The organism is Microbacterium sp. PI-SA-G, from assembly GCF_057215335.1.
On record NZ_CM170103.1, the window covers coordinates 1,379,655 to 1,399,232 of the forward strand.

Below are 19,578 nucleotides of genomic sequence, written 5' to 3' on the forward strand. Positions count from 1 at the left end.
TCCGAACAATATCCCGGGATGCAGCTGCTCAGAGCTTGCGGAGCAGCACCGTCTCGACGTTGTGATCGGCACCCTTGCGCAGCACGAGCCGCGCGCGGTGCTTGGTGGGCATCACGTTCTCGACGAGGTTCGGCATGTTGATCTCGTTCCAATAGCCGAGCGCCGTCGTGACCGCCTCGTCGTCGGTGAGGTGCGCGAACACGTTGAAGTACGACGACGGGTTGCTGAAGGCGCCCTGGCGCAGCGCGAGGAAGCGGTCGACGTACCACTTCTCGATGTGCGCGGAGTCGGCGTCGACGAAGATCGAGAAGTCGAACAGGTCGCTCACGGCGACGTCGTTGGGCGCGGCGGGCGGCTGCAGCACGTTCAGCCCCTCGACGATCACGACGTCAGGTCGCCGCACCACGATGTGCGCGTCGGGCACGATGTCGTAGCGCATGTGCGAATAGAAGGGAGCGCGCACCTCGGGCGCGCCGCTCTTGACCTCGGTGAGGAAGTCGATCAGCGCACGGCGGTCGTACGACTCGGGGAAGCCCTTGCGATCCATCAGGCCGCGTCGCTCGAGCTCGGCATTGGAGTGCAGGAAGCCGTCGGTCGTGACCAGCTCGACGCGGGGCGTGCCCGGCCAGCGGCTCATGAGCTCGCGCAGCAGGCGGGCGATCGTCGACTTGCCCACCGCGACCGAACCCGCGACGCCGACCACGAACGGCGTCGTGGTGTCCTCCTCCTGAAGAAAGGCGCTGGTCGCCGCACCGAGCCGCTTGGTCGAGGTGGCGTAGAGGCTGAGCAGCCGGCTCAGCGGCAGATACACCTCGCGCACCTCGGTCATGCTCAGGCGATCACCGATGCCGCGGACCTCGACGACCTCGGTCTCGCTCAGTGGCTGGTCGAGATCGGCGGCGAGCCGAGACCACTCCGCGCGCCCGATCTCCCGGTACGGAGACAGCGGCAGTGTGGGGTCGGCGGTGGTCACGCGTCCATCGTATCCGCGCGCAGGCGCCACGACGCCGGGCGGCGAGGTCACTCCCGGCGGGTAGTGTCGACCCGTGCGCCTGGGAGTCCTCGACATCGGATCGAACACCGTCCATATGCTCGCCGCCGATGTTCGCCCCGGTGGTCGGCCTCTGGCGAAGACGAGCGACCGCACGGTGCTGCGGCTCATGCGCTACCTCACGCCCGACGGCGCGATCGCCGAAGAAGGGGTGCAGGCGCTCGAGGCCGCCGTGGCGCAGGCGCGACGCGTGGCCGAGACCGAGCGGGTCGATGCCCTGCTCGCCACCGCAACGAGTGCGGTGCGCGATGCCCGCAACGGCGCCGACGTGATCGCCCGCATCGAGGCCGCCCTCGGGCAGCCGCTGCAGGTGCTCGACGGCGAGACCGAGGCCGAGCTGACGTTCCTCGCGGTGCGCCGCTGGTTCGGCTGGTCGGCCGGGCAGCTCCTGCTGCTCGACATCGGCGGCGGATCGCTCGAGATCGCGGCCGGTGGTGAAGAGCTTCCAGATGCCGCGGCATCCGTCCCACTGGGAGCCGGACGTATGACGGTGCAGTACCTGCCGAACGATCCTCCCGGCGAAGACGACGTCGAGCGGCTGCGCGCCCATGCCACGCAGACGCTCAAGACCGTGCTGCCGCAGTTCGCCGCACTCCCCCGCCCCGATCACGTCGTGGGGTCGTCGAAGGCGATCCGGTCGTTGGCCCGCCTGGTCGGCTACCCCGCGCCGGGCTGGTCGGGAAGCGAGCGGATGCTGCTGCCCCGCGCCTCGCTCGGATCCTGGATTCCGCGGCTCGCGCGCCTGCCCGCCTCGGCGCGGCAGGAGCTGCCCGGCATCACGCCCGATCGCACGTTCCAGATCGTCGCGGCCGCGGTCTCGCTGCACACGGCGATGACGCTGCTGAAGATCGACGAGCTCGAGGTCTCGCCGTGGGCGCTGCGTGAAGGCGTGCTGCTGCGTTACATCGAGCAGCTGAACTGGAGCGGGGAACGCACCGATCCCGCGTCCAGCCTCGCCCCCTAGGCTCTCCCACATGCCCGCGACCCGCATCCCGACGCTTGCCGTGATCGCCCGCGTGCTGCTGGTGCCGTACGCGATCGGTCTCGCCGCGATCGTGTGGCTGCCGGCATCCATCGCCGGTCGTGTGACGGGGCTGGCGTTCCGGCTGGCGCGCTGGGTGTCGGTGAACTTCGACGTCGCGCTGTCGACCAGTTACACCCTGTTCGAGTTCCTCGCGAACATCGCCCTCTTCGTGCCGTTCGGTCTGCTGGCCGCCGCTGCCTGGCCGCGCCGGAGTCCGTGGCTGGTGATTCTCGTCGGGTATGCGGCGAGCGCCACGATCGAGCTCGTGCAGACCCTGCTGCCGAGTCGCTACCCCACGTTGTCTGACGTGATCGCGAACACTCTGGGAACGATCATCGGCTGCGTGGTGGCGCGTCTGGTGCTGCGACTCTCACCCACTCATCGGCGCTTCCGAGCCTCTACGGTGGAGGCATGAGCTTCCCCTTCGACGACGGACCCCCGCCTGGCGTCAGCCGCCGCGAATGGCGGGAGCGCCACGGTGCCTCTCTCACGCCTCCGCCCGACCCGGGCGCGGTGCCTCCGCTCGCCGATCTGCTGGGCGACACTCTTCCTTCGGCAGCCAGGAGCACGCCTCCGACGATCCTCACCGTATGCACGGGCAACATCTGCCGCTCGCCCATGGCGGAGGTGCTGCTGCGGGCCCGGCTCGAGCCGCTCGGGGTGCGCGTGCACAGCGCCGGCACGTATGCGCTGGTCGGCCACAGCATGACCGAGCAGGCGCAGGAACTGGCCGTGCGCTCGGGTGCGTCGCCGGATGCCGCGGCCGGCCACGCCGCCCGCTACCTGGTGGAGCCTCTGCTGACCGAGTCCGACCTGGTGCTGACGATGGCGCGCGAGCACCGCTCGCACGTGGTGCAGATGATGCCGAGCAGGCTGCGGCAGACGTTCACGGCCCGCGAGTTCGCGCGTCTGGCCGCAACGGTCACCGATGACGACGTGCGCGCGGCCGCCGATGCCGCGGGCACCGATCCGCGGGTGCGTCTGGGCGCGGCGCTGCGCCTGCTCGGAGACCAGCGCGGGCTCACGCTCGCCGCGGCTGAGGACGACGACGTGATCGACCCGTACCGCCGCTCGCAGACCACGTACGAGACCTCGGCGGCGCAGCTGATCCCCGCGATCGACCAGGTCGAGCGGGTCGTGCGCGCGGCTCTCGCCTGACGACGCACCGGCTTCACTCGTGTTCACGCGAGGGTCCTGCCCCGTATGCTCGTTCTCAATGCCTTCCCGTGCGTGAATCCTCGGGATATGTGAGGGGAAATCACAGGTGGAACTGAGCGACTACTTCCGAATTCTGCGCGCGCACTGGATCGTGATCCTGGTGGCGACGATCCTCGGCGCCGGGGCCGCGTTCGGCTGGAGTGCCGTGCAGCCTCGCGTCTATGCCGCTGACACGACGGGTATCGTCAGCGCGGCCGGCGGAAGCGACGGCACCTCGGGCAGCGCACTGGTGGGCAACCAGCTCGCGCAGAGCCGCGTGAAGTCGTACCTGAACCTCGGCTCATGGCGGGCTGTCGCCGAGCACGCGATCGACGATCTCGGGCTCGATGCCACCCCCGAATCGCTCGTGCCGCGCGTCACAGTCACCAACCCGACCGACACCACCGCGCTGAAGGTCACCGCCACCGGCCCGACTCCCGAGAACGCGCAAGAGCTCGCCGAGGCGTGGATGCGCGGCATGGCGATCGAGATCGAGAAGCTCGAGGGCGGCACCGAGACCACTCCGGCCGCCGTCACCCTGGTGGTCGGCGACTCCGCGCGCCTCCCCACCTCGCCTTCCTCCCCCAACACGCGCCTGAACCTCATCATCGGCGCGCTCGCGGGTCTCGCCCTCGGCCTCGTGTACGCGTTCGTGCGGCACACGGTCGACCGCCGCATCCGTCACCCGCGCGACATCGAGCGCGAGACGGGCGTCTCGGTCATCGGCACGCTGCCGCTGGAGAAGACGATGGACGGTGAGCGTCAGGTCATCGACTTCTCGCTCGACACGCAACACGGCGTCTCGCACCACACGATCGAGTCGATGCGCGAGCTGCGCACGAACCTGCAGTTCATCGACGTCGACAACCCGCCGCGCGTGATCGTCGTCACCAGCTCCGTGCCCGGTGACGGAAAGTCCACCGTCGCGGTGAACCTCGCCTCGAGCCTCGCCGCCGCGGGCCAGTGGGCGATCCTGATCGACTGCGACCTGCGTCGCCCGGTGGTCGCCGACATCTTCGGCATCTCCCGTGACGTCGGTCTGACCGATATCTTGGCCGGCCGCGCGGAGCTGCAGGATGTCGCGCATCGACCCAACAAGGACGTGCCTCTGGCCGTGCTCGGTGCCGGACGCATTCCGCCGAACCCGAGTGAGCTGCTCGGCTCGCACCGCATGCAGGACTTCCTCGCCGAGATCAGCAAGAACGCGATCGTCATCCTCGACTCCCCGCCGGTACTGCCGGTGACGGATGCCGCGGTGCTGGCCGCGACCGCCGACGGCGTGATCATCGTGGTGTCGTCGGGCAAGACCACGTTCGACATGCTGCAGCGGGCAGTGAAGAGCATTCAGCGCACCAAGGGCCGTGTGCTCGGCGTCGTGCTCAACAAGGTGCCCCGCAAGGGCGCCGAGTCGGCGTACTACGGCCGCGAGTACTACGGCGCATACGAGCGCTACGGCCGCGATGCCGAGGAGGAAGGCGCTGACGGGCAGCCGGCCGCCGCCGGTGCTTCCGCAGGCACGTCCGCGAAAGCATCGTCGAAAGCGTCATCGAAAGCAACGCCGAAGGCGCCGTCGAGTCGCAAGACCGAGAACCGATCGAGCCGCAAGGCCGACGACAAGGTCGAAGCCGAGCCGGGCGTGCGGCGCCGGGGTTCTCAGGACTGAGTCGGGGCGACCAGCACTCCGTCGGCGACCAGCTGCTGCACGGCCGCGTCGACGACCTGCGTGGCGTCTGCATCATCCGGCGTGCCGTGGTGCGCGATCACGGCCGCCACGATCTCGTCGACGGTGCTGCCGTGGGCCGCGTGCCAGATGGCCGGGCCGATGCCGTCGAGCACGCGCAGCATGGCGCCGTCGTCTGCTCCGCTCAGCAGCGCGAGGCGGCCGTCGCCGAGGTCGAGCTCGTCGACGACCTCGGCGCGCACGAACGTTCCCTCCGGCGCCTCTGAGCGAGCCGCGGTGTGGTCGCGGGGCGGCGCCACCGTATCGACCGGCGTGCGGTCGGTGCGCAGCAGCGCGGCGATCGTGTCGTCGATCGTCGAGACCTCGCGGTAGTGCAGCCGAACCGCACCGCCGGTTGCCCGCAGCAGCGCATCGATCAGGTGCAGCGGAGCGCGGGCAGAACCCAGGTAGCTGCTCTGCGGGGCGAGCAGCTCAAGGGCGGTGACCGGGTCGAGCTGTTCGAGTTCGGGCGTCTCGGGGCCGTCGGGGTCGCGATGCAGCACCACGATCTTGACCACGCGCAGCCCCTCGGGCACCGAGCGCCCGCCGTCGAGGCTCGACAGCGCGACCTGCACCTTGTGCGTGACGTCGCGCTCGATCACCGACAGGGGCTTCCGGTACGGGATCGCCGCGCCGCGCGCATCGATCGCGATGGTCTCGTCGCTGATGTACGCGTAGCGGCGGGAGAGATGGCGGGCGGCGGTCGTCTTGCCCGTGCCGGAGGGAGCGCTCAGCACCACCACGCTGCCGTTCTCGTCGGCGAGGCCGGCGGCATGCAGCATCCACAGGTCATCGCCCTGCCGCACTTCGAGCGCGCGCAGCGTCACATCGGTCGAGAGCATCGCAAGGGCGGCGTCGTCCCCCAGCTCTGGGCGCACGGCGGCGACAGCATCGGCCGGGCGGTCACCGGCATAGAGGGCGTCGGCCCACGCGGCGAGCGCTCGTGCCTGGAACGCGGGGTCGCGGCGGGAGACATCGATGTCGATCACGGCGCCGACCGCGCTCACGAGAAAACGATCAGGCATGACGTCAGCCTAGCCAGCATCGCCGCATGGTCGAATGCGCGCTGTGTTCGTCGGTCATTTCGCCCGGCGGTCGTTTCGCGCAATGCATGAGTACAGAACGCGCAAACAGTTCACTATATGAAATTTTCTTTTTCGTGGATTTATTGGGACACACGGCCGGGTTGGCGAGGCGCGCTGCGAGCGCCGGGCGCTTCGACCGCACCTCGATCACAGGCCCCTCGACTTCGCCGCGAATCGCCGTGATCGCGCGAAAAGTCCAGGACAGGGTGCGATATTGAATGGCCGTTCAGTGATGGCATCAGTCACCCGCCGGGACGGCCACGCGCAGGCACGCGCACGCCGGTGCCGCGGCAATCTATCAGCGTTTCCGTGGGGCGCAAGACGCCGACCTTCTACAACCGATATACACACGGCTAACAGCACAATGCGCGCCGACGTAGCGGTAGCCTTTCGAAAAGCGCAGCACGCATCGTCCTTCCAGGGGGGCCTCGGAATCGATGCGATGTTTTGTAGCGCGCTGATTTCCCGGGGAGGAGGGAATCATGAAGCACACCAAAGCACGACTCGTGGACGACCGCGATCTGTCGCAGCACGGCATCATGCGCGTGGGTGATCGAACCCCGCTGCGTTCTCGCGAACGGGCATCCGGGGCCATCCGCATGCTGGCGATCGGTGGCACCTCGACCGAGCTCGCGGTCGACACGGCACGGGCCTACCCGGACCACTCCGTCTTCGCTTTCGTCGAGGCCGAGGCGCTGTGGTCGAAGGTCGACGGCGAGCCGTGGATCGAGACCGAGGGCGGCCTCGTGATCGCGCCGAACGGCATCACGCGCCGACTGCGGTGGTCTGGATCGTGGCGACTCGTCGCCGCATTCGTTCCGCGCAACGCCATCGCGTCCTTCGTGCCCTCGCTCCCCTCTGACGCCACGGTCTACCCCGAGCGCCGCCTGCTCGACACGTCGATGCAGCTGTTCGTCACGAATCTGCTCGAGGCCGAAGGCCGGGCGTCAGCGATCGAGCAGTACGCCATCGAACAGCTCGTGATGGAGATGAGCGGCGCCCTGCTGCTCGACCGCATGGGCGCCGTCACGGGACAGGGGTCTCCGCACGAGGTGTTGCGCGACCGCGCCATCGCCGTGATCGCCCAGCAGTGCGGCGACCCGTCGCTGAATCCGGAACGCGTGGCGCGTGAGGTGCAGTCGTCGCTGCGTCAACTGCAGCTGGTGTTCTCGGAGGGCGGCATCACCGTCGCCGGCGAGATCCGGCGTCAGCGCGCACGGCTCGCGCATTCGCTGCTCGTCGACAGCCGCTACGACGTGCTGAGCATCGAACAGATCTCGCAGCGGGCGGGGTTCCACTCCCCCATGAGCCTGCGTCGCGCCCTCGATGAGGCTTACCAGACGACTCCGCGCGCACTCCGCATCGGGCGTCAGAGCTGACCTTTCCACCCTCGAACGCACAACGCGCGCAGGATCAGCGCACAGTGCGCGGACTTCTTCCATTCGCCTGAATTCCCTCCCAGCGCGCCCATAGCTTTGCTCTCGAACGAGGCTCCTGGGGGATGCAGACAACGTGTCGCCTCTTCACGACACCGCGGTAATTCCGCATCTGCATCTAGAGGGAGACACTCGAATGACCGAAGAAAACCAGAGCAAGGGCTTCTCGCGCCGCACCGTCGTGAAGGGTGCCGCATGGTCGGTTCCCGTCATCGCTGCCGCTGTCGCAACGCCGCTCGCAGCCGCATCCGTCGCCGGCGCTGACCTTGTCCCGACGCTGTCGGGCCCGATCACGCTGGGGCTGTCCGCGCTGGGACTTCCCGTCGCGTCCATCAACACGCCCAGCACGCTGACGGTCAACAACCTCACCGCCGCGCCGTCCACGGCCGGCAACACGGTCAACATCGTGTACCCCGCCTCGCTCCTCTCGCTCAACATCACGGGCACGGGCGTCTCGGTCATCGGCAGCGAGGGCAACTTCACCGTCACGCTGCCGTCGATCCCGGCCAACGGATCTCTGGTGATCCAGCTCGGCACCGTGCTCGACTCCCTGCTGGACCTCAACGTCCTCACCGGTTTGCTCGGTGGCGGAACCCCGCAGATGGTCGCCACGCTCGTGGGCGACGCCAACGCGGCCAACAACGTCACCTCGTCGGCGATCGGCGTCACGCTCCTCTGAGCCACGGTCGTCAAGAAGGGGAGCGCATCACGGTGCGCTCCCCTTCTTCGCGCTCGGCGCGTTCCCCCTTACTTTCTGCTCCGCTCCTGAAGGGATGCGATGACGTCGTTCTATGTGCCGCTGACGCTGTTCCTCGCGGTGATCTTCGGCGTGAGCGCGATCGGCAAACTGCGCACCTCTGACCATGGCCGTGCAGGCTTCGACGCCCTGAAGATCCGAGTGGCACACCCCGACACCGCCGCTCTCGGCCTGATCATCACCGAGGGTGCCGTGGCTATCGCACTCGTCTCGACGGTCGGCTGGCCGTTCGTCGTGGCCAGCGCTGCGGCCTTGGTGCTCACGGTGGGTCTGTTGATCGCCGTGGTGCGCGCGCATCGCCTGGGTGCCACGGATGATTGCGGATGCTTCGGCGACTGGCTGCCCGCCGCGATCGGGCCGCGACTCATCGCACGCAATGTCGTTCTCGTCGTGATCGCAGCGGCGGTCTTCCTGTCGGCGTTCGTTTACCAGGGGCTGATGGGTGTGCCGCTCGGGGTGCCGCACTCGCTCGCGAGCAGTTCGGCCGCGCTCACCGAGTTCGGCGCAATGGTCGCCGTGGTGCTCATCGCTCTCGCCACCTGGGCGACCGCTCGGGCATCGTCCGATGCATCCGGCGCCGATCCCATCGCCCGGGGCGACGGTGCCGTCGTGCTGCCCGCCCGAGGAGAGATCGTCGATGTGCTCGCTCCCGGCACTCGCGCGCGCCTGCTGCTGTTCGTGTCACCCGGATGCCACGCCTGCGTGAGCGCCCTGACCCGGCTGCGTGACGTGCAGACCGAGGTCGCCGCATGGACAGACGTGTACGTCGTGCAGCGGGTCGTGCACGGCACGGTCACCACGGGCTCCGATCACGTGCTGCCCGAGACCGCACAGTTCGCGCTCGACGTGGGTGGATCCCTCGCCAGTGCGCTCGGAGTCGGCATCGCGCGCCCGGTGGCAGCACTCATCGGCGCCGACGGCACGCAGGCCGGCCCGCTCGCCCTGGGCAGCGACGAGACGGCGCAGCTGATCAACAGCATCGTGGCGCTCGCTGACGCCCCCACCGCGTGATCCCACGAGACTCCGCACTTTCGTCCCCCACCGCGGTATATCCGCATTCGCACCCCAAGGAGAACGCACATGATCGAAGAGACCCAGAAGAACAAGGGCCTGTCGCGCCGCGCCGTCGTGAAGGGCGCAGCCTGGTCTGTTCCCGTGATCGCCGCTGCCGTCGCAACGCCGTTCGCTGCGGCATCAGGCATCGTCGACGTGGGCGCGTTCGCGCTTCGAGGCAGCTGCGGCACGCTCGGAGTCCTCGGCCCGGGCTTCACACTGCAGGCCGGCCCGACCACCCCGCTGCCGATCGGCACCACCGTCACGATCACGGGCTCCGGTGTCGCGAACATCGGCGTCTTCAGCGTCAGCGGTGGCACGGCTGACGTCGCGGTGCTGTCGAACACGAGCCGTCAGATCACTCTGACTTCGGCGCTTCCGGCCGGGGCGACGATCTCGCTCCGCACCACGCTGTCGATCACGGTCGCGTTCGGGCTGAACGCCGTCGCCACCCTCCCGACCGGCCTCAGCGGCACCGGCGCGAAGACCGCGGGCAACGTCAGCTCGACGCTGATCCTCTGCTCGGCGAACTGACCGCCAGAGATCCACTTAACGAAGAAGGCCCGTGCTGCATGCACGGGCCTTCTTCTCTTGCATGGGTGGTCAGTTCTTCGGCGTGCGCCACTTCTTGCGTCGACCGGTCGCGAGACCCATCAACCATTCGACCGGACCGGTGCCGATGAACCGCCACCACAGCCAGCCGATCAGGATCATGCCCGGCACGATCAGTGCCCAGCCGAGATAGCTGTTCTCGACGGGCCTGCCGTGCTCAAGGTTCCACCAGGCGATCACCGCGACGTGCAGCAGGTAGAGGCTGAGCGCGAGCTGCCCGCAGGCGCGAATCGGCACGAACACGGCCTCCCAGAAGCGTCGGATGCCGTCGCGCCGGGCTGTTACGGCAAGGACCACGAGCACGTAGACGGCGAAGACGAGGCCGACGTCGTGGAGGGTGTCGAGGTAGTCGCCGGATGCCGTCTGGGCGACGAGACGTTCGCCGACCCAGGAGACCGCATAAGCACCAGCAGCCACTGCCGCGAGGATCCAGAGAAGCGCGTCGCGTCGAAATCCGTGCCGCAGAAGAACGGCCCCGACCAGGAAGAACGGCAGAAGGTTGATGAGTCGATATGAGGGACCGGTGACAAACCACGCTGCAAGCTCGCGAACGGCCGGCGGCTGAGTCATCAACCACACCGAAGCACGTGCCGCTGCAACGACGGGCTGACTGATGAGAAGGACAACCGCAGCGACCACGAGAACTGTGCGTGTCCGCAGCATCAGCAGGGGCACCCCCACGAGAAGAAGCACCCCGAGGTAGGCCAGGATGACCGCAACCCACGAACCCCAGGTCGCCATCCACACGCCGAGCACAACGAGGATGACAGCACGCACGGCCTGCTGAAGAAGGGTGGTGCCGACACGCTTGCTGCGGTCCCAGACGAGTTGCGCCGAGATACCCATGACGAGCGCGAAGAGCGGCGATGCCAGCGCATTAAGTTGCGAGGTCGGAAACTGCACGAGCCAGGGCACGTTCGGTACGAAGGGCGCCGCGTGAGCCACCAGCATCGCGATGATGGCAATCCCGCGCAGCACGTCGGGAACAAGCAGACGTTGAGGCGTGGACCGGCGTACAGCGGCTCGTGTGGTCGTCGTCACGTGCGGTTCTCCTCCGTCGTCGCCCCAGCGCCTCACGGTATTCTGGCAGTTCACGAGTGTTTCACACCGTATCTGGAGTCATGTCGATGAGCGAAGCCGCCCCACGTCCGCTCTGGCAACGCGTCACCGGCAGCGTGTGGTTCCAGCTCGTACTGGCATTCGTGGTCGTCGGTCTGGTGCTGTCGCTCGTCGCGAAGCCCTATGCCGTGCCCAGCGAATCGATGCAGGCAACGCTCGAGCCCGGCGACCGGCTACTGGTGAATCGGCTCGCATACGTCGGATCGGAGCCCGCGACCGGCGACATCGTCGTGTTCGATGCGGACGAGACCTGGGGTGCGCACGCCACCGCCGACGCCAACCCCCTGAAGGCTTTCGCCCGCTGGCTCGGCGAAGCCACCGGCTTCGGACCCTCAGGGGCCCACACGCTCGTCAAACGCGTGATCGCGGGCCCGGGGCAGACCGTGGAGTGCTGCAGCGCTGACGGCGGCGTTGTGGTCGATGGGGAGCCGCTCGATGAGCCGTACGTCTTCAATGATCCGGTGTTCACTTCCGGCGAGTCGGACTGCTCATCAACGCCGGCGTCGATGCGGTGTTTCCCGACCGTGACCGTCCCCGAAGACTCGTACCTCGTGCTCGGCGACAACCGCGGCAACTCATCCGACTCTGCTGTGATGTGCCGCGGCATGGCGACCGCTGACGAGGGATGCTGGCGCTGGATGAAGCGCGACGATGTCGTGGGCAAGGTCGGGCTCATCCTGTGGCCCGTGGGGCGGTGGGCGGTTCCGTAAGAACCGCCCACCGGATGCTCAGCCGCAGCCGGGAGCGTCGATGGTCACGGGCGTCGCACGAACCATCGGAGTCGTCCAGACGTCATATGCCCCATAGTCGGTACCCACCGTTCCCTCGGCGCCCTTCATGACGACGTTGATGATGGCGGCTGACTGCGGTGGAGTGTAGACGCTCAGCCGGATGACCGATCGCCCGAGGTGCGTGCCCTGGGACACCACAGAAGCAGTTGCACCATCGACGGTCCACGATTCGATCGTTCCACCGACGGGGGTATAGACAACCACATCCGTGGCGATATCCCCTGCCTTGTAGTGGGGTCCGGTGATGAAATAAGGGAGATCATCGGCCTGCTCGCGAGTGATGTTGTTGGCGAAGGTGATCGTCTGCTGGAACGTCGGCGGGCCCGCTGCCGTGCACTGATCCGTAGTCGACACAACGTTCGCGTCGGCGTAGTAGTCGGTCTTCGCGCCGGTGGTGTCGTTGAAGTAAACGCCCGCGATCGTGTTCGCGTCGTTGCTCGCCGGCAGAGTGCCCGCGAGCTTTGTGTCCGCGATCATCGACGTGATCTTCTCGTTCGACGACCAGATCTTCATTCGGCTTTCGTCTGAAGCCTGTTTGAGACCGTTCAGGAATGCCATGGGATCGCTCACGCCGGTCGTGAGAGTGCCAAAGATCTGCGCTGCCGCGGATGCGAAGAACAGGTCCTGGGCTGACGCATCCACTACCTCGCCGGGCGTGTACTCGCCGTAGTTGAAGTACACCTCGTTGAGAAGCATGGAGACGGCATTCTCACTCGTCAAGGTCTCTCCCGTCGCGAGCGGGATCGGCCCAGTCGCGTTCAGGAGATAGCTGAGTGCGACGGGATCCGTTGAGATCACGTCGTCGAACGGCGGCAGTCCCTCATCAGCCCACCACGCGCGCATGATGCCGACAGTCGTGGGGAAGTCCGGAGTCGCCGTCATGTTCGGTATCCACCGACCGATGATGTCGGAGTAGATGTTCGTGGTCTCAGCGTCGAGTGGTGCGATGCTTTCAGGCCGTGCGTTCGCAAACTGCACACTTGTCGCTTGCGTCGTGAGTTCGATTCGTCCGTCCGTGGCAGTCACGAGGGCGAGAGCTGCCGGGTTGCCGCCAGAGGCGCGCAGTTCTGAGTTGCCCTGGAACATCAGGAGATAGGTGCGCGGCGTACCTTCGCCAAGTGCGACGGGCAGAACCTCGAGGATGGGCGCGAGCGTGCCGAGAGTCTCATCGACGCCGTTGACTGCTTCGTCGAGAGTTTCGAGCGCATCCGAAACTTGTGGCACCAGGAAGGTGGGATCTGTCGCGTCGATACGGGCATTGATGTCCGCAAAGGTAGCGGCGCCGCCGGACACGATCTCTTCGAGACGGTGCACCGCTGACAGGTCGACAGCGCCATTGACGGGGCGGAAGGCGGACAAATCGAGGTTCGGCAGCGCTTCGACGGCGAAGTCGGCGACCTCGTCCACGCTCTCGGCAGCAACCCGCACCGCCGCCAGATTCTGTCCGACAGCCGGGATCCACTCGGCGATGCGCCAGTCGAGGCCCTTCGTCTCTGCGACAGCCTCCGCCGAAAGTTCTTTGAGAGCCGCGGCATCCGCAGCGGCTCCGGCAGTATCGCCCGCGACGACCTTTGACGGAAGTCCGCTGGCGATCGGCACCGCGGGCGTCAAGGAATCTCGCACAGCAAGAGCCTTCATCGCCGCGAGTCCGCCGATCACGGCGATCGCGACAAGAAGAAGGAAAAGCACACCGACGATGACCCACGCGACCCGACCACGACGACGTCGCGGGGGTTCGGGTCGATCGGCGCGGGAGCGCAAACTGGCGCGGGTCTGAGGCGAAGTGGACATCGTCACCCATTCAAGCGCAACTAGCTGAAGAGATAATGCGTGTTCCCGCCGTACCTGTGTCATCCGTCGGCGGACGGATAGGTTCTCAGCGCATCTGACAGAATGACGCTTGTGTCTTCCTGGGTTGCAATTTGCTTCGGCGCACTCGACGTCCGATCGCACGACCTCGCAGCGGGGAAGTACGACCTGATCGTCACGCCGACGGAGCCCGGCGACCCCCTCATGCTTCATGGCGCGGGGGCAGATCTCTGGCAGCGGCTGGTTGCCGGTCCGCTTCCGGACTCTGAACTGACAGACATCGAACGCGACATCGTAAACGATATGGCGCAGATGGGAATCGCCTCGCAAGACGAACGTCATCCCGCGCGTATTCACAACCTTTCTGAACCGTGGCTCACATCGCCTTTGCACGAGCTCGTCTATGCTCTGCTCGCGCACGTCGCCGAGCAGATCAGCGTACGGCTCTTCTTCATCAAAGGGCCGACGCTGCATGCGCAGGGACTTCGGGAGCGCATCCACTCCGGGGACGTCGACTGCTGGGTCGAGCCCGGTGCTGAGAAGAGATTCGCGGCGGCCATGACGGCTTGGGGATGGACTCCCGCCTACTCTGCGTTCACGGGTACCAGGGTGCTGCACTCCCTCACTCTTCGCGCGAGCGAATGGGGATGCGCGGTGGACGTCCATTCGTGGTTCCCGGGGATGACGGTCACGCCCACGGAAGCATTCGAGATGGCTTACGCCAGAGCTGAGCCTCGAGAGTTTGCCGGGCACCGCGCGCGCACGCCACCCACCGACTTGCACGCAGTCATCAGCGCGTTGAACGAGGTGCGGCCCCTCCGCGGGTCCGTCGCCAGCCGCTCGAGCATCGTCGCAGCAGCTGCGACGCTCCGCATCGTCGGCGAATCCGCTCTGCGCAGGGCCGAAGATTTCGGGGCGGAATACGCCCTGTCCGGCCCCTTGGCTGAGGCATTCCCCGGACACGATCTCGACTACTCCGCCAAACCTGTTCCGCTCGATTGGAGATGGCGCCTCCAGCGCACTCCGTTACGCGTGTACTGGGAAGCGATCCGGATCGTTCCGGCTCGGGAGCGCCCGCGCGTTCTCTTTCGCGTGATGTGGCCCTCGGCAGAAAGCCTTCAAAGCGGCCCACTATCCGCGCGCGACCACCGCAAGACAACCTCGTCGCTTCGTCTCCGCCGCCTCGCCGTTGGTCTTCAGCAAATTCGAAAACGGTCGATTCGCTGATGCGATTGCAGCTCAGCCATCAACCGGGCAGAACTCGTCTTGCTACGGCTCTCCGATATGGTGGCGGCGATGAGTGAGCAGAGAATGAGTGAGCAGAGCGTATCGCGCCGAGGCCTGATAGGGGCCGCGTTCTCCCTTCCCGTCATCGCCGCGGGCAGTCCGGCTAAGGCTGCAGATGTGTCTCTTCGAGACGCGGATATGGCGGACCTCGTCGAGTCGTCCACGTCTCTCACTCGTGCCGCAATCGAGGGCACGATAGGACGCGTTTCTGCCGCCGGACGTACGCGGCGCGACGTGATCGAAACTCTCGACCGCGCCGAGGCGTTGGGTGCGGGGACGGTCGCGTTCTTCCCTGGCGGGGAGCCTTACGACGTGGGCCGAGGAATCAGTCTCGCCGGCTACTCAGTTCAGGTCCAGGGAAGTGGCGCGACGGGGAGCCTTGCAGAACTGGGAGGCACGACGTTTCTCGCGTCATCGCAAGAGGGCCCGGTTCTCGACTTCACCGGATGGGTGCGACCGGAGAGCTTTCTTGGGAAGTCGACCCACGGTGGTTTCAACGTCGTGGGGTCTGGCCGCTCAGACGCGCGCAAGCGCAACAGTGGCATCAGGTTTGACCGGCTCAGTTCCACGCTCTTCGCCGACATCGCCGTCAGGAACACGGGAGGACCCGGGATCGAAGGTGTCGCGCAGGCCGGCGACGCCGTCTACCTCTGCGACTTTGAGCGAATCATCGTGTCGACGCCCGTCGACGCTCAGGTCAATGACGTCCCCTACTGGACCTTCAACGAGATGAACGGCGTCCGAGTGCGGGGCTGCGGTATCCGCTCGATAACTCCGACAAACGACTGCGGCGTGTCTGGGGCGGTCGTCTTCACATCCAATTCCACCTACTCCGCGCAATCGAGCCTCATCGACGGTTTCTGGGTGGAATGGATCCACGTGCCAGCGAATGGCACGATCTTCGCAGTCCAGGCGAACAAGTACGTCTTCACTGATATCCAGTTCTTCGATGCCCACAAACTTCCCGGTGCGACCAGAACCAGCCACATGCGCTTCAGCGCACCCGCCGTCGATTTCGGTGGCAACCTGGTGCGTGGCGTCATCCCGGGCAAGGGAACGAGCGACACAGACCTCGACACCGGAATTGTCATGCACCAGTCCGGAAATGCGGTCACGGGAGTGAAGGGGTACAACGGGCAGAACGTGCTACTCATGCCCGGAGTCGGCGGAACCACGGTCGAACTCCTCGGGGCAGAGGCAAATGCCTCATTGCCCGGCTGGATCGACCTGTCCGGGTCCACCAGCAACACCCTGGTCGACCACCATCTTGGAGAACGACTCTACGGTCACCGAGAAGGCACATACTCACCGTCGAACAAGATCGACGGCGTGCACATCGGGCAAAAAGCCGTCACCTACGCGACTGAAGTCGACTTCACCGTCTCCTACGCGGGCGCAAACTTCCACGTCGTCACCATAGATAACTCCTGCGCATGGACCAATGTCCTGAGTGGCGTCATCGGAGCGGAGCTCACCGTCATACTCAGGCAAGGCACCGCGGGAGGCGCGAAGCTCACCTTTCCATCCGTTGTGGGTTGGAAGACCAAACCCCCTGCCCTCCCTTCCGCGCCCGGCGCGAGGGTAGGAGTCAAGCTGGCCTTCGACGGCGATGCATGGGTCGAGTTGTAACGGCTGCGGATCAGACAGTTCGTTTTCTCTCTCCATTCGAGGAAGGTCCCACGCCTCCTTCAGCGCGACGTCGCGCCGGGACCATTCCTCAGGGGCGCCCCATCCCCCGGTAAACCCAACCGTCAGCTCGCCAGCTTTTCGGGTCAAGCGCATTGCGGCCATCAATAATGTGCGGTCGAGCAACGATTGTGGCCGCATCGGCCGGATCGAGGTCGCGATACTCCTGCCACTCCGTGACGAGAACCACCAGCTCAGCGCCGCGGAGTGCCTCCCGAAGGGACGGCTCGAAGGAGAGCTGCGGATGCCTGCGTCGCGCGTTGTCGATACCCTCGGGGTCCGTGGCAACGACGTCGGCACCCAGGCCCTTCAGCTGGACTGCGACATCGAGTGCCGGTGAGTCGCGAACGTCGTCCGAGTTCGGCTTGAAAGATACGCCGAGGATCGCGATGCGCCTCTGGTTGACTGAGCCGTCGAGGGCATCGACCGCCATATCCACCACGCGCTGACGCTGGCGAAGATTGATCGCGTCAACTTCATTGAGGAATGCAAGCGAGCTGCCGCGCCCCAATTCCTCGGCCCGCGCTGCGAACGCCCGGATGTCCTTCGGCAAGCACCCTCCACCGAATCCAACCCCGGCATTCAGGAAGCGTCGCCCGATCCGGACGTCATGTCCGATCGCGTCAGCAAGCGCTGTGACGTCAGCACCGGACACCTCTGCAATCTCACTGATGGCGTTGATGAAGCTGATCTTGGTCGCGAGGAAGGCATTGGCCGAAACCTTCACAAGTTCCGATGTCGCATAGTCGGTGATGATCCGCGGTGTATCCGCGTTGATGGCGGTTCGATACACATCATCGAGCAGCGCCGCGTCCCGCTGGCCCCGCTCGCCGGCTGCCACGCCGTAGACAAGGCGGTCAGGCTGAAGAGTGTCCTTAATCGCGAATCCCTCTCGGAGGAACTCCGGATTCCATGCAAGCGAGAGAGCGTCGTCCGAGAGGGTGGCAGCCAAACGTTCAGCTGTTCCCACGGGAACCGTACTCTTTCCCACGATCAGTGCGCCGGGCTTGGCAACCGAAACCACGGTCGCGAATGCTGCATCGACGTAGGTCACATCTGCAGCATGAGCGCCCTGCTTCTGTGGCGTTCCCACCGCAAGAAAATGAACGTCCGCAGCAGCCGCATCAGCGGTGTCCACGCTGAACTTCAGACGGCCGGAGCCGAGCCCGCTCGCGAGGAGCTGCTCCAGATCAGGTTCGAAGAAGGGGGCATCGCCCGCAGACAGAGACGCGATCCGCGCGGCGTCCACGTCGACGCCAACGACATCATGACCAAGCTCCGCCATCGCGACAGCATGCACAGCGCCAAGATAACCGCACCCGATTACCGAGATCTTCATCTAGTCTTCTTTCTCTGAAATCGAGACGGCATGCACACACTCGTCGTGGTTCATGCGAAGTTGTTGGAAGGAGGATCACCCGTGTTGCCGCGGATTCCCGAAGAGCCGAAATGACTCGACACCCCGATTGAGACGATCCACGCCCTGGGCAATAGTCGATGACGCGCGATTCGGTTCATCGATACGGTCAGCCCTCCCGCTGTCTCGCACCGCCAATATTCTACTGCTACACGCATCTCGCCCGCAGATCTCCGCCCTCTCTGCGCGCCGGGTGCGCCCGGGCGTATGCCGCATCGGCAAGTAAGGCCCGAATGCGCATATCGCGGACCGCCGAGTAAGCTCGACGCGTGAAGTTCTCCCCGATCGTCCCGCTCAGCGCGTTCGGGCGCATCTCGAGATCGATCCTGATCGTGGCGCTCCTGCTCGGCAGCCTTTTCCCGGCAATTCCCGGCTTTCCGATTGCCGTTGTCGCCGCAGTGATGGCTGCTGGTGTCGTGATCTACGAGTTCTTCCGTTGGATGCCCAAGTTCCATCCGATCGTCGTGGTGCCTCTATTCTTTGTCGCTCTGGCACTGACCGCGCTCTCCATTGCACCCGAGACCGAATACGGGGAGGACAAGCTTCAGAAGTGGCTGACGATCACACTGGTCAGTGCGATGGCCGCAAGCCTCCTGCGCGACCGTCGCTCGGTCCAGACCTTCGCGGTGGTGTGGATCACGGCTGCCTCAGGGCTTGCCGTCGCAACATTGCTGGGCTTTGACGGCAGCCGAGCCGACGCCTTCGGCGCAAATCCGATCTGGCTTGCTCGTGCGCTCGCGAGCGGCATTCTGATCGCCATCTGGCTGTGGTGGAAGAAGTTCGCGTCCGCATGGATGCTATTCGGCGTCATCGCGCTTCTCGCGGCAGGTTTGGTTGCCTCCGGTTCGCGAGGCCCTGTTCTCGGGGTCATCGCTGGCGTGGTTGTTCTCGCACTGTTCGCGGGTAACGGGCGGGTCTGGCGAATCGCACTGATCCTCGCCGGTGGTGCTGGCGCCATCTGGGCTGTCCAGGTTCTTCCCTTCTTCTCGGGCAGCAGGTTCGAGACCCTGCTTTCCGGGGGTCCCGCCGACGACGCGGTACGCACGTATTACTGGGGCATTTCACGCCAGATCATTGCGAGAAACCCTGACGGCGTCGGGTTCGGCAACTGGAACGCCTTCGCTGGCAATCCGCGACACCTCTGGCCCCACAACCTGTTCCTGGAGATCTTCGCCGAGATGGGCACTCTAATTGGCGTCATCACCGTCGCGATGGTCGTGATCGTGGTTGTTCGTCTCCTCATGCGCTCGACGAAAGATCCCGTCGCGCTTCTCGTCTTCGCGTTGTTGTGCGCGGAGCTCGTCAGCGTCAATCTCTCGGGCGATCTCAACGCGCGAACGTTCTGGTTCCTCATCACGCTCGGGTTCCTGGTCACGACGAGGTTCGTGCTGGAAGCTCCCATGAAGATCAAACGGTCGCTCAGGAAGAAGCAGGAGCGCGTCGCAGCCGAAGATCTGCGAAACGCTGTTCCTGCGTAACGTCAGGCCCGCGGGGCCTGGCGTGCAGCGCGGGCCAGCCACTCCGGGCTGATAAT

At 65.9% G+C, this 19,578-nt stretch carries 17 protein-coding genes; 12 read left to right on the forward strand and 5 right to left on the reverse strand.

Annotated elements, in window-relative coordinates; translation table 11 throughout:
• Positions 1-28 precede the first annotated feature (28 nt).
• Complete coding sequence (gene coaA, locus AC2D10_RS06740; RefSeq protein WP_484711254.1) at positions 29-973, reverse strand: type I pantothenate kinase; 945 nt, start codon at positions 971-973, stop codon at positions 29-31.
• A gap of 73 nt (positions 974-1,046) precedes the next feature.
• Between coaA and AC2D10_RS06745 the strand changes: the two genes are divergently transcribed.
• From AC2D10_RS06745 to AC2D10_RS06760, 4 genes are all read left to right on the forward strand, one after another.
• Entirely contained in the window at positions 1,047-2,015 is a 969-nt protein-coding gene (locus tag AC2D10_RS06745; protein ID WP_484711256.1) for a Ppx/GppA phosphatase family protein, read from the forward strand.
• Between the two features lie 10 nt (positions 2,016-2,025).
• Positions 2,026-2,490, forward strand: a complete 465-nt coding sequence (locus AC2D10_RS06750) for a VanZ family protein (RefSeq protein WP_484711257.1) — start codon at positions 2,026-2,028, stop codon at positions 2,488-2,490.
• Positions 2,487-3,233 carry an arsenate reductase/protein-tyrosine-phosphatase family protein gene (locus AC2D10_RS06755; RefSeq protein WP_484711258.1) on the forward strand — a complete coding sequence of 249 codons (747 nt, stop codon included), beginning with the start codon at positions 2,487-2,489 and terminating at the stop codon, positions 3,231-3,233. Before AC2D10_RS06750 ends, AC2D10_RS06755 begins: the two co-directional genes overlap by 4 nt.
• 106 nt (positions 3,234-3,339) lie before the next feature.
• Complete coding sequence (locus AC2D10_RS06760) at positions 3,340-4,935, forward strand: tyrosine-protein kinase domain-containing protein (protein WP_484711259.1); 1,596 nt, start codon at positions 3,340-3,342, stop codon at positions 4,933-4,935.
• Here AC2D10_RS06760 and AC2D10_RS06765 read toward each other — a convergent pair.
• Entirely contained in the window at positions 4,926-6,017 is a 1,092-nt protein-coding gene (locus tag AC2D10_RS06765) for a hypothetical protein (protein WP_484711260.1), read from the reverse strand. The genes AC2D10_RS06760 and AC2D10_RS06765 overlap by 10 nt on opposite strands.
• A gap of 542 nt (positions 6,018-6,559) precedes the next feature.
• Between AC2D10_RS06765 and AC2D10_RS06770 the strand changes: the two genes are divergently transcribed.
• From AC2D10_RS06770 to AC2D10_RS06785, 4 genes are all read left to right on the forward strand, one after another.
• The gene (locus AC2D10_RS06770) at positions 6,560-7,456 is read left to right on the forward strand and encodes a helix-turn-helix transcriptional regulator (protein ID WP_484711261.1); all 897 of its coding nucleotides are present in this window, start codon (positions 6,560-6,562) and stop codon (positions 7,454-7,456) included.
• 193 nt (positions 7,457-7,649) lie between these two features.
• Positions 7,650-8,192, forward strand: coding sequence for a hypothetical protein (locus AC2D10_RS06775; RefSeq protein ID WP_484711263.1), 543 nt, complete (start codon positions 7,650-7,652; stop codon positions 8,190-8,192).
• A gap of 99 nt (positions 8,193-8,291) precedes the next feature.
• On the forward strand, positions 8,292-9,281 hold the full coding sequence (locus tag AC2D10_RS06780) for a MauE/DoxX family redox-associated membrane protein (protein ID WP_484711264.1): 990 nt from the start codon (positions 8,292-8,294) through the stop codon (positions 9,279-9,281).
• A 69-nt stretch (positions 9,282-9,350) separates the two neighbouring features.
• Positions 9,351-9,857: a hypothetical protein gene (locus AC2D10_RS06785; RefSeq protein ID WP_484711265.1), complete on the forward strand. Its 507-nt coding sequence runs from the start codon at positions 9,351-9,353 to the stop codon at positions 9,855-9,857.
• A 69-nt stretch (positions 9,858-9,926) separates the two neighbouring features.
• On the opposite strand, the gene AC2D10_RS06790 is transcribed toward AC2D10_RS06785, so the two are convergent.
• Entirely contained in the window at positions 9,927-10,976 is a 1,050-nt protein-coding gene (locus tag AC2D10_RS06790; RefSeq protein ID WP_484711266.1) for an acyltransferase family protein, read from the reverse strand.
• A gap of 86 nt (positions 10,977-11,062) precedes the next feature.
• Between AC2D10_RS06790 and lepB the strand changes: the two genes are divergently transcribed.
• Entirely contained in the window at positions 11,063-11,764 is a 702-nt protein-coding gene (gene lepB / locus AC2D10_RS06795; protein WP_484711267.1) for a signal peptidase I, read from the forward strand.
• Between the two features lie 18 nt (positions 11,765-11,782).
• On the opposite strand, the gene AC2D10_RS06800 is transcribed toward lepB, so the two are convergent.
• Positions 11,783-13,636 (reverse strand): DUF4012 domain-containing protein, encoded by a 1,854-nt coding sequence (locus AC2D10_RS06800; protein WP_484711269.1) that lies wholly within the window; start codon positions 13,634-13,636, stop codon positions 11,783-11,785.
• A 111-nt stretch (positions 13,637-13,747) separates the two neighbouring features.
• Between AC2D10_RS06800 and AC2D10_RS06805 the strand changes: the two genes are divergently transcribed.
• Together AC2D10_RS06805 and AC2D10_RS06810 are read left to right on the forward strand one after the other, a co-directional pair.
• Entirely contained in the window at positions 13,748-14,881 is a 1,134-nt protein-coding gene (locus tag AC2D10_RS06805; RefSeq protein WP_484711270.1) for a nucleotidyltransferase family protein, read from the forward strand.
• 69 nt (positions 14,882-14,950) lie between these two features.
• Complete coding sequence (locus AC2D10_RS06810; protein ID WP_484711271.1) at positions 14,951-16,570, forward strand: hypothetical protein; 1,620 nt, start codon at positions 14,951-14,953, stop codon at positions 16,568-16,570.
• Between the two features lie 88 nt (positions 16,571-16,658).
• Here the strand turns inward: AC2D10_RS06810 and AC2D10_RS06815 are convergent, their stop codons facing one another.
• Positions 16,659-17,966, reverse strand: a complete 1,308-nt coding sequence (locus AC2D10_RS06815; protein WP_484711273.1) for a UDP-glucose dehydrogenase family protein — start codon at positions 17,964-17,966, stop codon at positions 16,659-16,661.
• Positions 17,967-18,313: 347 nt separating this feature from the next.
• On the opposite strand from AC2D10_RS06815, the gene AC2D10_RS06820 reads away from it, so the two are divergent.
• A complete protein-coding gene (locus AC2D10_RS06820) occupies positions 18,314-19,522 on the forward strand; it encodes an O-antigen ligase family protein (protein ID WP_484711275.1) in 1,209 nt (402 codons plus the stop codon).
• The last annotated feature ends 56 nt before the right edge of the window (positions 19,523-19,578 follow it).